This is a genomic window from Neisseria macacae ATCC 33926, assembly GCF_022749495.1.
In the GTDB taxonomy this organism is placed as follows: domain Bacteria; phylum Pseudomonadota; class Gammaproteobacteria; order Burkholderiales; family Neisseriaceae; genus Neisseria; species Neisseria macacae.
In genome coordinates this window covers 287,048-301,299 of sequence record NZ_CP094241.1, presented here as the reverse complement: position 1 = coordinate 301,299, position 14,252 = coordinate 287,048, and the positions used below count along the sequence as shown (strand labels likewise).

Sequence of the window (14,252 nt, the reverse complement as noted above, 5' to 3'; positions counted from 1 at the left end):
ATTGATTCTACAACATCCCTATTTTACCCGCACCCTCCCTATCCGTCACATTTACCCGCTGCGCTATCGTCGCACCCGCCTATCTCCACTCGTGAGCAAGTAAGCCATAGCAAGAAGGCAAGGAACGGCACTGACGAGTTTCAAGTAAAGGTATGAATAAAATATGAGGTAAAAGTAAAAGCCCCCGACATCTGTCAGGGGCTTAGAATAGGTGTTTGGCAGTGACCTACTTTCGCATGGAAGAACCACACTATCATCGGCGCTGAGTCGTTTCACGGTCCTGTTCGGGATGGGAAGGCGTGGGACCAACTCGCTATGGCCGCCAAACTTAAACTGTACAAATCGGCAAAGCCTTAATCAATATATTCGGTGATGACTGAATCAGTCAGTAAGCTTTTTATTTGAAGTTCTTCAAATGATAGAGTCAAGCCTCACGAGCAATTAGTATGGGTTAGCTTCACGCGTTACCGCGCTTCCACACCCCACCTATCAACGTCCTGGTCTCGAACGACTCTTTAGTGCGGTTAAACCGCAAGGGAAGTCTCATCTTCAGGCGAGTTTCGCGCTTAGATGCTTTCAGCGCTTATCTCTTCCGAACTTAGCTACCCGGCTATGCAACTGGCGTTACAACCGGTACACCAGAGGTTCGTCCACTCCGGTCCTCTCGTACTAGGAGCAGCCCCCGTCAAACTTCCAACGCCCACTGCAGATAGGGACCAAACTGTCTCACGACGTTTTAAACCCAGCTCACGTACCACTTTAAATGGCGAACAGCCATACCCTTGGGACCGACTACAGCCCCAGGATGTGATGAGCCGACATCGAGGTGCCAAACTCCGCCGTCGATATGAACTCTTGGGCGGAATCAGCCTGTTATCCCCGGAGTACCTTTTATCCGTTGAGCGATGGCCCTTCCATACAGAACCACCGGATCACTATGTCCTGCTTTCGCACCTGCTCGACTTGTCGGTCTCGCAGTTAAGCTACCTTTTGCCATTGCACTATCAGTCCGATTTCCGACCGGACCTAGGTAACCTTCGAACTCCTCCGTTACTCTTTGGGAGGAGACCGCCCCAGTCAAACTGCCTACCATGCACGGTCCCCGACCCGGATTACGGGTCTGGGTTAGAACCTCAAAGACACCAGGGTGGTATTTCAAGGACGGCTCCACAGAGACTGGCGTCTCTGCTTCTAAGCCTCCCACCTATCCTACACAAGTGACTTCAAAGTCCAATGCAAAGCTACAGTAAAGGTTCACGGGGTCTTTCCGTCTAGCAGCGGGTAGATTGCATCTTCACAACCACTTCAACTTCGCTGAGTCTCGGGAGGAGACAGTGTGGCCATCGTTACGCCATTCGTGCGGGTCGGAACTTACCCGACAAGGAATTTCGCTACCTTAGGACCGTTATAGTTACGGCCGCCGTTTACTGGGGCTTCGATCCGATGCTCTCACATCTTCAATTAACCTTCCAGCACCGGGCAGGCGTCACACCCTATACGTCCACTTTCGTGTTAGCAGAGTGCTGTGTTTTTAATAAACAGTCGCAGCCACCTATTCTCTGCGACCCTCCGAGGCTTACGGAGCAAGTCCTTAACCTTAGAGGGCATACCTTCTCCCGAAGTTACGGTATCAATTTGCCGAGTTCCTTCTCCCGAGTTCTCTCAAGCGCCTTAGAATTCTCATCCTGCCCACCTGTGTCGGTTTGCGGTACGGTTCGATTCAAACTGAAGCTTAGTGGCTTTTCCTGGAAGCGTGGTATCGGTTACTTCATGTCCGTAGACACTCGTCGTCACTTCTCGGTGTTAAGAAGACCCGGATTTGCCTAAGTCTTCCACCTACCGGCTTAAACAAGCTATTCCAACAGCTTGCTAACCTAACCTTCTCCGTCCCCACATCGCATTTGAATCAAGTACAGGAATATTAACCTGTTTCCCATCGACTACGCATTTCTGCCTCACCTTAGGGGCCGACTCACCCTACGCCGATGAACGTTGCGTAGGAAACCTTGGGCTTTCGGCGAGCGGGCTTTTCACCCGCTTTATCGCTACTCATGTCAACATTCGCACTTCTGATACCTCCAGCACACTTTACAATGCACCTTCATCGGCCTACAGAACGCTCCCCTACCATGCCAGTAAACTGGCATCCGCAGCTTCGGTTATAGATTTGAGCCCCGTTACATCTTCCGCGCAGGACGACTCGACCAGTGAGCTATTACGCTTTCTTTAAATGATGGCTGCTTCTAAGCCAACATCCTGGCTGTCTGGGCCTTCCCACTTCGTTTACCACTTAATCTATCATTTGGGACCTTAGCTGGCGGTCTGGGTTGTTTCCCTCTTGACAACGGACGTTAGCACCCGCTGTCTGTCTCCCGAGGAACCACTTGATGGTATTCTTAGTTTGCCATGGGTTGGTAAGTTGCAATAACCCCCTAGCCATAACAGTGCTTTACCCCCATCAGTGTCTTGCTCGAGGCACTACCTAAATAGTTTTCGGGGAGAACCAGCTATCTCCGAGTTTGTTTAGCCTTTCACCCCTATCCACAGCTCATCCCCGCATTTTGCAACATGCGTGGGTTCGGTCCTCCAGTACCTGTTACGGCACCTTCAACCTGGCCATGGATAGATCACTCGGTTTCGGGTCTACACCCAGCAACTCTTCGCCCTATTAAGACTCGGTTTCCCTACGCCTCCCCTATTCGGTTAAGCTCGCTACTGAATGTAAGTCGTTGACCCATTATACAAAAGGTACGCAGTCACACCACATGGGTGCTCCCACTGTTTGTATGCATCAGGTTTCAGGTTCTATTTCACTCCCCTCCCGGGGTTCTTTTCGCCTTTCCCTCACGGTACTGGTTCACTATCGGTCGATGATGAGTATTTAGCCTTGGAGGATGGTCCCCCCATATTCAGACAGGATTTCACGTGTCCCGCCCTACTTTTCGTACGCTTAGTACCACCGTTGAGATTTCGAATACGGGACTATCACCCACTATGGTCAAGCTTCCCAGCTTGTTCTTCTATCTCGACAGTTATTACGTACAGGCTCCTCCGCGTTCGCTCGCCACTACTTGCGGAATCTCGGTTGATTTCTTTTCCTCCGGGTACTTAGATGGTTCAGTTCTCCGGGTTCGCTTCTCTAAGTCTATGTATTCAACTTAGGATACTGCACAGAATGCAGTGGGTTTCCCCATTCGGACATCGCGGGATCATAGCTTTATTGCCAGCTCCCCCACGCTTTTCGCAGGCTTACACGTCCTTCGTCGCCTATCATCGCCAAGGCATCCACCTGATGCACTTATTCACTTGACTCTATCATTTCAAGAACTTCTCTGACTTTGCCTGACACTCCGTTGACTAGAACATCAAACTTGAATTTCCTACTCTGATAAAGCTTACTGCTTGTTGTGTCTTAATCCCGCCTTTTGTCTTTCGGAATTAAGTCGATACAATCATCACCCAAATACTGTACCTGTTTTTCTTTTCCTATCCAGGAGACAACTGACCGTTTGCAATTGGTCAATCATCAAAAACAGACACATTGTCTTTGTTTGTTGATTTCGGCTTTCCAATTTGTTAAAGATCGATGCGTTCAATATTGCTATTTACTTCGCAAATCAAAATGAGCTGATTATTATAGCAGCCTTTCTTTTTCCGTCAAACTGATTCGTCAGCAGACTTCTCTTTAGAAAAAAAGAAAGCAGTTACACTGCCTTTTAACTCGCTTTGATTTGGAAAGTATTGGTGGAGGCAAACGGGATCGAACCGATGACCCCCTGCTTGCAAAGCAGGTGCTCTACCAACTGAGCTATGCCCCCGTTCTTGGTGGGTCTGGGAGGACTTGAACCTCCGACCCCACGCTTATCAAGCGTGTGCTCTAACCAGCTGAGCTACAAACCCGGATTCTCTTCTTAAGCGAACCTTGTCTTCACTCAAGCATTTTTCCGCATCTTCTACAGTTTACCGATAAGTGTGAATGCGACAACCTCTTCTTTCTCTAGAAAGGAGGTGATCCAGCCGCAGGTTCCCCTACGGCTACCTTGTTACGACTTCACCCCAGTCATGAAGCATACCGTGGTAAGCGGGCTCCTTGCGGTTACCCTACCTACTTCTGGTATCCCCCACTCCCATGGTGTGACGGGCGGTGTGTACAAGACCCGGGAACGTATTCACCGCAGTATGCTGACCTGCGATTACTAGCGATTCCGACTTCATGCACTCGAGTTGCAGAGTGCAATCCGGACTACGATCGGTTTTGTGAGATTGGCTCCACCTCGCGGCTTGGCTACCCTCTGTACCGACCATTGTATGACGTGTGAAGCCCTGGTCATAAGGGCCATGAGGACTTGACGTCATCCCCACCTTCCTCCGGCTTGTCACCGGCAGTCTCATTAGAGTGCCCAACTTAATGATGGCAACTAATGACAAGGGTTGCGCTCGTTGCGGGACTTAACCCAACATCTCACGACACGAGCTGACGACAGCCATGCAGCACCTGTGTTACGGCTCCCGAAGGCACCCCTCCGTCTCTGGAGGGTTCCGTACATGTCAAGACCAGGTAAGGTTCTTCGCGTTGCATCGAATTAATCCACATCATCCACCGCTTGTGCGGGTCCCCGTCAATTCCTTTGAGTTTTAATCTTGCGACCGTACTCCCCAGGCGGTCGATTTCACGCGTTAGCTTCGCTACTAAGCAGTCATGCTGCCCAACAGCTAATCGACATCGTTTAGGGCGTGGACTACCAGGGTATCTAATCCTGTTTGCTACCCACGCTTTCGGGCATGAACGTCAGTGTTATCCCAGGAGGCTGCCTTCGCCATCGGTATTCCTCCACATCTCTACGCATTTCACTGCTACACGTGGAATTCTACCTCCCTCTGACACACTCTAGTCACCCAGTTCAGAACGCAGTTCCCAGGTTGAGCCCGGGGATTTCACATCCTGCTTAAGTAACCGTCTGCGCCCGCTTTACGCCCAGTAATTCCGATTAACGCTCGCACCCTACGTATTACCGCGGCTGCTGGCACGTAGTTAGCCGGTGCTTATTCTTCAGGTACCGTCATCAGACAGGGGTATTAACCCCGCCCTTTTCTTCCCTGACAAAAGTCCTTTACAACCCGAAGGCCTTCTTCAGACACGCGGCATGGCTGGATCAGGCTTGCGCCCATTGTCCAAAATTCCCCACTGCTGCCTCCCGTAGGAGTCTGGGCCGTGTCTCAGTCCCAGTGTGGCGGATCATCCTCTCAGACCCGCTACTGATCGTCGCCTTGGTAGGCCTTTACCCCACCAACTAGCTAATCAGATATCGGCCGCTCAAACAGCGCAAGGCCAAATGGTCCCCTGCTTTCTTCCTCAGAATATATGCGGTATTAGCTAATCTTTCGATTAGTTATCCCCCACTGCTCGGTACGTTCCGATATGTTACTCACCCGTTCGCCACTCGCCACCCAAGAAGCAAGCTTCTCTGTGCTGCCGTCCGACTTGCATGTGTAAAGCATGCCGCCAGCGTTCAATCTGAGCCAGGATCAAACTCTTATGTTCAATCTCTAACTTTTTAACTTCTGGTCTGCTTCAAAGAAACCAACAGGACAATGTCTAAAACATCATCTTGTCTGTCTTTCAAACAGTGTGAGGCTGTCGCACTCACACTTATCGGTAATCTGTTTTGTTAAAGAGCGAAAACGAATTATAAAGCATTTCATCTCATTGTCAATCAAAACTTTTCTTAAAACCTCGAAAAATCAGATCAACTGTGATATACTTACCTGTTCGTTCAGTCACCGCCGAAGCAGCGAAGAACCGAACTATACCCCCCTCCTCGAAAACCGTCAATCCCTAAACCGCAAAAAATTCCAAAAAACCTAACAACAACCTGAAATACAAAGACTTTTATTTCAAAATATTCTCAAACCAAACTCAATCAACATCAAACAACAAAGGTCGTCTGAAATCCCTTTCAGACGACCTTTGTTAATCCAAATACACTATTACCTGAATAACTCTCATCTTAACGCTGCAGCAAGATTTCCAATACAAACTTGCTTCCTACATAAGCGAACATTAGGCTGACAAACCCGATGATTGTCCAAACGGCTGCTTTTTTGCCCCGCCATGCCGTCATACTGTGTTTAAGCAGCAACGCACCGTAAATTATCCATGAGAGAATGCCGAATACGGTTTTATGGGTAAATGTAACGGGTTTTCCGAATACAGCCTCTGCAAAAAATGTCCCGCTGACAACCGAATAGGTTAATAAGATAAAACCTACCCACATCCCCTGGAACATGAGCTTTTCCAAACTCAGTAAAGACGGTAGAAAACTGGACAAACTGGAAACACGTCGTCTATGCAGGTTACGGTTGAGCAGCAAAATCAAAACGGCAAACAAGGTCACAATACCGAATAAACCGTATGCCAGCAGCGATGTACCAATGTGCGACATAAACGGCAAATCATTGATTTGGTAACCGACATATTTCCCAGGGAACAGCGCACCCAATAACAAGGTAAACGCTGCACATGGATATAAAAGCAGCTGCAATCCGCGCAGACGATAGAAAAAACTACCAACGAAATACACCAGCAGCATCAACCATACAATCAAACTGATGGAATACCCAAAGCCCATAATCAAAATCTTGTCTTGAATGACAGGCATAAGTAATACGGCACCGTGCATGGTCAGCGCAGCACCCAAAACAGCCAACTCGGCTTTTAGAGGATAATCTTTAATCTCTCGGGTCTTGTGATTGAACCAAACGAATATACCCAATCCGGCATACACCAGTATCAGGCAAATCAGGATAGTCGGCATAACAAACTTTCTTGGCGCGCATACATAACCGCACGCGATAGTGTAAAATAATCTCAATTTTATTTTAGCAAAGAATGCCCCGAACAGGGCAGCTATTATCATTACCAAGGACAAGCATGTTAGACAACTTAACCAACCGCTTTAGTAAAGTTTTCAAAAATATCCGCGGTCAAGCAAAACTGACAGAAGACAACATCAAAGAGGCGCTGCGGGAAGTCCGCCTTGCCCTGCTCGAAGCGGACGTAGCCCTGCCTGTTGTAAAAGAATTTGTCAACAACGTCAAAGAAAAAGCCCTTGGACAGGAAGTTGCCGGCAGCCTGACTCCCGACCAAGCCTTTATCGGTGTCGTCAACCAAGCCCTGATCGAATTGATGGGCAAGGAAAATTCCTCTTTGGACTTGGCGGCTGTACCGCCTGCTGTCGTTTTAATGGCAGGTCTGCAAGGTGCGGGTAAAACCACCACCGTCGGCAAACTCGCCCGCCTACTGAAAAACGAACAGAAGAAAAAAGTCTTGGTCGTTTCAGCCGACGTGTATCGCCCTGCCGCCATCGAACAGTTGCGCCTTTTGGCTGAGCAAGTCGGCATTGACTTCTTCCCTTCCGATTCCAATCAGAAACCTGTCGAAATTGCCACTGCTGCGATTGATTATGCAAAAAAACACTTTTACGACGTCTTGATGGTCGATACCGCCGGACGCTTGGCGATTGACGAAGAGATGATGAATGAAATCAAAGCGCTGCACGCAGCCGTCAATCCCGTAGAAACTTTATTCGTCGTCGATGCCATGTTGGGCCAAGACGCTGTAAACACCGCACAAGCATTTAACGAAGCCTTGCCGTTGACTGGCGTCATTCTGACTAAAATGGACGGCGATTCGCGCGGTGGGGCGGCATTGTCTGTACGCCACGTTACCGGAAAACCCATCAAATTTATCGGTATCGGTGAAAAAATCACAGGACTCGAACCCTTCTACCCAGACCGTATCGCCAGCCGTATCCTCGGCATGGGCGACGTATTAAGTCTGATTGAAGACGTCCAAAAAGGCATAGACGAAGAAGCCGCCGCCAAAATGGCGAAAAAGCTGCAAAAAGGCAAAGGCTTCGACCTCAATGACTTTAAAGAACAAATCCAGCAAATGCGCAATATGGGCGGGCTGGAAAGCCTGATGTCAAAAATGCCGGGCGAACTGGGTCAGATTTCCAAACAAATTCCCGAAGGCACGGCAGAAAAAGCCATGGGTAAAGTCGAAGCCATCATCAACTCCATGACACCGAAAGAACGCGCCAACCCAACCCTGCTCAAAGCCAGCCGCAAACGCCGTATTGCCGCGGGCGCCGGAACCAGCGTGGAGGAAGTCAACAAAATGCTCAAACAGTTCGAACAATCGCAACAAGTTATGAAAATGTTTAGCGGAAAAGGACTGGGCAAACTGATGCGTATGGCTAAAGGCATGAAGGGTATGAAAGGAATGTTCCCCGGAATGTAATCGGCAGGAAATATAAGTGAGGTCGTCTGAAAACTGAAATTGGGTTTTCAGACGACCTCACTTTATGTATAGGCTTCAGGAGTTAAGCCTTTTCTTCGAGATTCATGTACGCTTGAGCAAACCCGCCAGACAAAACAAAAAACCCGCAGCATAGCTGCGGGTTTGATACCTATTTAACACTAAACCGGTATTACCATTCGTAGTTCACGCCTACGTTGTAAGATGCGGAGCTGCCTGAAGAGGTACCCACTGCAAGACCGGCTTTAGCCGCAAAGTTTTCATTGAAGCGGTAGCCTGCACCGACTGCAACTGCGGTGTCAGATTTGAAACCACCCAAAGCAGCGGTAACGTTGAACTTACCAACGCTGTAAGGTTGGAACAGACCGCTGAGGGCTGCTTGTGCAGCCAGGCCTTGGCGGGTCTCTTTGCGCAGATTAGCTACGTTTTTATCCAAGCTGTCGATACGCGCTGAGTTTTTAGCAATACCGGCAGCGTGTTGGTTGCTTGCTGTTTGCAGCGTAGCAATATCGGCTTTGTTAGCGGCAACTTGTGCTGCATTGGCTTTAACGGCATCTTGAGCTTGAGCAGCAGCAGTTTGCGCCGCACTTGCTACATTATTGGCAGCATCAGCGGATGTTTGTGCAGCTTTAGCATAGCCTTCAGCAGTTTCAGCAGATTTTTGGGCAACTTCAACAGAACCTTGTACAGACTTAGCTGATTTTTCAGCTTCAACAGCTGCTTTTTTAGCAATCTCGATATCAGCTTTATCAGCTTTTTTGTCAATTGCTGCTTTGTTGGCATCAATATCTTGACGGTTGGCTTCTAAAGCCTCAGTTGCTTTCAGACCTGCTTGTGCCAAGTCAACGATGTCTTTATCGTGACGAGTGATAGCTGCGCTAGTTGCATCACTCAGGGCAGTTACTTCATCACCGATGTCGTTAACTTTTTTGCCCATATCGGCAGTATATTTTGCCAATTCTTCGAAATCAGCTTTGTCGGCTTTTTTATCAATTGCTGCTTTGTTAGCATCAATGTCTTGGCGGTTAACTTCTAACGCATCAGCTGCAGCCAAACCTACTTTTTTCAAAGTACTGATATCTTCATCCAAGCTAGCAATCGCATTGTTAAAGCCTTCGTTAGCTTTCTCTTGCTCTTTCAGAGAAGCAGTATTTTCAGCAATTGCTGCTTTATTGGCATCGATGTCTTGACGGTTAGCTTCTAAAGCATCGGCTGCAGTTAAGCCTGCTTTTTTCAAATTAACGATGTCTTCATCAATACGGGCAACAGCTGTTGTAGCCGCATCACTCAGGCTGGTAACTTCGTCACCGATGTCGTTAACTTTTTTGCCCATATCGGCAGTGTATTTTGCCAATTCTTCGAAATCAGTTTTGTCAGCTTTAGTTTCGATTGCCGCTTTATTAGCATTCACATCTGCGCTGATAGCGTTAACAACTTCCGCGGTTTTTACTAATGCCTCGCTGTTGTCGTTGACGGTTTCAGTCAAGTCACCCAACGCTTCATCGTGCGTTGCGACAACTTCTTTCAAGCCCAGACCTTTAAACTCATCGGCTTCAACATCTTCTTTGGTTGCTGTTTTAACAGACTTAACACCATTATCATCGGTAACGATGATTTCATCTTTTTCTTTGAAACCGTTGAGTTCTTGAGCATTTTCGATTGCTGCAAATGCGGCTTGCTCAGCGGCTTTTTTGGCTCGTTCAGTCTCAGCGGTCAAATCAGCAAGACTTTGGTCATGTTGTGCAACAACTTCTTTCAAGCCCAGTCCGCCAAACTCATCTTGTTCAACATCTTCTTTGGTAGCTTTTTTGACAGATTTGATACCATCAGCATCGGTAACGACGATTTCATCGCCCTCTGCAAAGCCGTTGAGAGCTTGAGTATTTTCAGCTGCTGCAAGTGCTGATTGTTCTGCAACTTTTTCCAAAGCTTCAGTCAGACCTGCTACGCCTTTGCTTGCCTTGTCGGCTTTATCGGCAACTGCGTCAATTTTAGAAGCAGCATCCACTGCTTTATCAGAGGCATCTTTAGCTTTATCAGCAGCGTCTTTAGCTTCTTTTACTTTGCTGTCAACGTTAGCAGAAAGCGCGGTTACTTTGTCTTCGGCGGCTTTGGCGTTGGCTTTGGCATCCGCTGCGTCTTGCGCCAGGCTGTCCACACGGGTGTTTACTGCGGTTACGTCTTCGCTTACTTTTTCAATGGATTCGGAGAGCTCAGATGAAGCTTTGGAAATTTCACTGTCCACTTCGTCAAATTTGGAGGAAATGTCTTCTCCCATTTTGGTGACTGATTTATTCAAATCGTTCACACCCGTAGCAACTTCGGCAATACGAGTACCATTGGTGGTAATGGCAGTTTTCAGTTGTTCGATGGTTTCGTCTTGATCATCTAAAGCAGCCGATGTTTCTTTTGCCAAGTTGTCCACACGAGCATTGACGGCCGTAAGGCCGCCTGCCAAGCCTACACCTTTCAGGCTGTCGGCTTCGATATCTTCATTAGTGGCTTCACGGACGGTTTTGTTACCATTGGCATCAGTCGTGATGAAATTTGAACCAGACGCAAAACCATTAATGGTTTGTTCTAACTCTAAGGTTTTCAAAAGCAGAGCATCGCTATCTTTTTTGAAAGTCAGCTTACCGGTACCTTTATCATATGTTGTACCTTCGCCAAAGACAGTAAAAAATGCTGCTTGCCCTTGATCGGGTTTCTCTCCAACAGCTTTTGCGAAGTTTACTTCTTCAGCGGCCGCTGCGCCGCTCACTACGGCTGCCGCAACAGCCAGACTCAATGCTTTTACGTTAAATTTTTTCATGTTTTTTTACCTTTTGTGGTGGGTGTAAGGACGTTATTCAAGCTTCTCTTTTCCCCGTAAACTGAAAAAGGGACACCGCATGGTCTTAACGGTGATAGTCACTTGAAGAAAGTTGCACCTGCAATTGTAAAAAAATGAAATTTAAATGCAAGTATTTTGCATAACTTTTTTGCATATTGTGAAAATATGTTGCACAAATACATCATCTGCATAAGACGGGCAAATACTCAGCAAATAATTTAGATAAATCATTTACCCATTCTTGATGATGGCAACATATCGGCGTATAAACCGTTGTTTGTTACGCTACGCAGTATGTCATTGAGTTCCAAATTGACTGTTTTTAGGGCATGAAAACAAAAAAGACTGCGTAAAGCAGTCTTTTTTCGTCACAAAGCGGCGATTAGCGTTTGAACAGGTTGCCGAATTTGTTATTGAATTTATCCACGCGACCGGTAGTGTCGACGATTTTTTGAGTACCGGTGTAGAACGGATGGCACAAAGAGCAAACCTCGATGTTGAAGCTGTCTTTTTCCAGAGCGGATTTGGTGACGAATTTGTTACCGCAGGAGCAGGTAACGTTGATTTCGTGGTAATTAGGGTGGATACCTTGTTTCATGTTGTTTCCTTTCGATTAAGCGGGCATAGGGGATGTGCCTATGCTTCAAACAAGCTGGCGATTATTGATAATTTTTGTTTTTTTGTCAAGAGGATATTACTTTTACTCTGGCTAGGGGCCTAAAATATCGTTATTTTTCGGCATGGCAAGCGAATTTACTGGAATAACGTATTGTTGTCAGGCGTTTGACCGGACGATATTTGTTGTAAATAAGTTTTTTAGTGCTATCTGCTATCAGGCTGTATATTCGGGCAGCAGATTGGTTTTGAAGCAGTAAGCCGTTGTTCATTCAAATCCATACTCATTCTAACAAATCCATTACAAACAGCATTATGTAGCTTGTGATTGTGAATCAGATTATGCATATACCGAAATTTACCATTTTTCATAAACTTCATCTTACAACGCGTGTCTCATGTGAACCTGTCCTCAAAATGGAAAATCGGATGAGTATTAAAATAAAAATGTGTTCTTGGCTGCTGCGCGGACTGGGCGGAATGTTGCCTCAGTCTTATATGAGGGTTATAGGACCGCCTTCTCAAAAAATCAGATCTTTCCTTGCATCGGGAATTTCCTCGCATATCGGCAAAAACGTCAATATTGAAAAAGGTGCGTATGTCATGCCGGATACGGTGATCGGCGATAACTCGGGGGTCGGTGTCAATTGCGAAATATGCTACGGTCTGACGATAGGAAATAATGTCATGATGGGGCCGGAATGTTTGTTTTATTCCAATAATCACAAGTTTAATCGTGAGACTTTGAAATATGAGGGCTATACGGAAATCAATCCGATTGTGATTGAGGATGATGTTTGGATCGGACGGCGCGCGATTATTATGGGCGGAGTCCGAGTAGGAAAAGGAGCAGTCATCGGCGCAGGGGCTGTGGTAACCAAAGATGTGCCGCCGTATTGCGTCGCCGCTGGGAATCCTGCGGTCATCAAGAAGAACCTGTTAGAAGATTAAGTACACACATCACGGTTTCCAATCAAATATATAAAGGTCGTCTGAAAATGTTTTCAGACGACCTTTTTTCGTATCAAAGCAAATTAGCCGCGCCGCCAAGTCGTACCGCCGGCGTTGTCTTCCAGAATGATTTTGTGTTCGTTCAGAAGGTCGCGGATGCGGTCGGACTCTGCCCAGTTTTTATCGGCGCGCGCTTGTTTGCGCTGGGCGATTAAGTCTTCGATTTCTTCGTTGGAGAGGCCGTCTGAAACCGCGCCGCCTTGCAGGAACTCGGTCGGATCGCGTTGCAGCAGACCGATGATGCCACCCAAGGCTTTCAGGCAGCCGGCGAGGTGTACATCATTGGTTTTGTTCACTTCGCCTGCCAGTTCAAACAACACGGCAACGGCTTCGACCGTACCGAAATCGTCGTTCATGGCGGCGTAGAAGCGGCGGGTGTAGTCATTGGCGTTTTCGGACAATTCGAACGCGGCGGCAGGGGTGTTTTTCAACGTAGTGTACAGACGGGTCAGCGCACCTTTTGCGTCGTCCAAATGCGCGTCGGAGTAATTCAGCGGGCTGCGGTAGTGGGCGCGCAGGATGAAGAAGCGCACGACTTCGGGGTCGTATTGTTTCAACACTTCGCGGATGGTGAAGAAGTTGCCCAGCGATTTGGACATTTTTTCGCCGTCCACACGGATAAAGCCGTTGTGCAGCCAGTATTTGACGTGGCTGGCGATACTTTGACCGTGGTGGGTTTGAGCGTGGTCGTGGCCGCAGGTATGGCCTGTCGCGCCGACACTTTGAGCAATTTCGTTTTCGTGGTGCGGGAATTGCAAATCCGCGCCGCCGCCGTGGATGTCGAAAGTGTCGCCGAACAGGTTTTCACTCATGGCGGAGCATTCGATATGCCAGCCCGGACGTCCGTTGCCCCACGGGCTTTCCCATGCCGGCTCGCCTGCTTTCGCCGCTTTCCATAAGACAAAATCAAGAGGATCACGTTTAAAACCGTCCACTTCCACGCGCTCGCCTGCGCGCAGGTCGTCCAACGATTTACCTGATAATTGTCCGTAAGCGGCAAACTCGCGCACGGCGTAGTAAACGTCGCCGTTTGCGGCAGGGTATGCCTTGCCGTTTTGAATCAGGGTTTCAATCATCGCAATCATTTGCGGAATGTTTTCTGTCGCCTTCGGCTCGATGTCGGGACGCAATACGCCCAAAGCATCGGCATCTTCGTGCATGGCCTGAATGAAGCGCGCGGTCAGTTCGCCGATGGTTTCGCCGTTTTCAGCCGCACGGGCAATGATTTTGTCGTCGATGTCGGTGATGTTGCGTACATAAGTAAGCGGATAGCCGTACTCGCGCAGCCAGCGGGCAATCATGTCGAACACAACCATCACGCGGGCATGGCCTAAATGGCAGTAGTCGTAAACGGTCATGCCGCAAACGTACATACGCACGTTTTTAGGGTCGATGGGGGTGAAGGGTTCTTTTTGACGGGTCAGGGTGTTGTAGATTGTGGTCATGTTTTTTTAAATCTTGTATAAACAGGGG

At 48.0% G+C, this 14,252-nt stretch carries 6 protein-coding genes, 2 tRNA genes and 3 rRNA genes; 2 read left to right on the top strand and 9 right to left on the bottom strand.

The window, feature by feature from the left end:
- Nucleotides 1-213: 213 nt before the first annotated feature.
- The 6 genes from rrf to MON40_RS01435 form a co-directional block, all read right to left on the bottom strand.
- Nucleotides 214-327, bottom strand: a 5S ribosomal RNA gene (rrf, locus tag MON40_RS01460).
- A 93-nt stretch (nt 328-420) separates the two neighbouring features.
- Nucleotides 421-3,312, bottom strand: a 23S ribosomal RNA gene (locus MON40_RS01455).
- A 430-nt stretch (nt 3,313-3,742) separates the two neighbouring features.
- Nucleotides 3,743-3,818, bottom strand: a tRNA-Ala gene (locus tag MON40_RS01450).
- Nucleotides 3,819-3,823: 5 nt separating this feature from the next.
- Nucleotides 3,824-3,900, bottom strand: a tRNA-Ile gene (locus MON40_RS01445).
- Between the two features lie 101 nt (nt 3,901-4,001).
- Nucleotides 4,002-5,542: ribosomal RNA gene (locus tag MON40_RS01440) — 16S ribosomal RNA — on the bottom strand.
- The 16S, 23S and 5S rRNA genes sit together here with 2 tRNA genes alongside, the layout of an rRNA operon.
- Before the next feature lie 466 nt (nt 5,543-6,008).
- Entirely contained in the window at nt 6,009-6,815 is an 807-nt protein-coding gene (locus tag MON40_RS01435; RefSeq protein WP_039863271.1) for a cytochrome C assembly family protein, read from the bottom strand.
- Between the two features lie 116 nt (nt 6,816-6,931).
- On the opposite strand from MON40_RS01435, the gene ffh reads away from it, so the two are divergent.
- Entirely contained in the window at nt 6,932-8,302 is a 1,371-nt protein-coding gene (gene ffh, locus MON40_RS01430; protein WP_003780112.1) for a signal recognition particle protein, read from the top strand.
- A gap of 190 nt (nt 8,303-8,492) precedes the next feature.
- On the opposite strand, the gene MON40_RS01425 is transcribed toward ffh, so the two are convergent.
- Both MON40_RS01425 and rpmE read right to left on the bottom strand, forming a co-directional pair.
- Nucleotides 8,493-11,132 carry a YadA C-terminal domain-containing protein gene (locus MON40_RS01425; protein WP_242925972.1) on the bottom strand — a complete coding sequence of 880 codons (2,640 nt, stop codon included), beginning with the start codon at nt 11,130-11,132 and terminating at the stop codon, nt 8,493-8,495.
- A 403-nt stretch (nt 11,133-11,535) separates the two neighbouring features.
- Nucleotides 11,536-11,751, bottom strand: a complete 216-nt coding sequence (gene rpmE, locus MON40_RS01420) for a 50S ribosomal protein L31 (protein ID WP_003760375.1) — start codon at nt 11,749-11,751, stop codon at nt 11,536-11,538.
- Nucleotides 11,752-12,185: 434 nt separating this feature from the next.
- Between rpmE and MON40_RS01415 the strand changes: the two genes are divergently transcribed.
- Nucleotides 12,186-12,719 (top strand): acyltransferase, encoded by a 534-nt coding sequence (locus MON40_RS01415; protein WP_003780106.1) that lies wholly within the window; start codon nt 12,186-12,188, stop codon nt 12,717-12,719.
- Nucleotides 12,720-12,802: 83 nt separating this feature from the next.
- Here the strand turns inward: MON40_RS01415 and cysS are convergent, their stop codons facing one another.
- Complete coding sequence (gene cysS, locus MON40_RS01410; protein ID WP_003780103.1) at nt 12,803-14,224, bottom strand: cysteine--tRNA ligase; 1,422 nt, start codon at nt 14,222-14,224, stop codon at nt 12,803-12,805.
- Nucleotides 14,225-14,252: the final 28 nt, after the last annotated feature.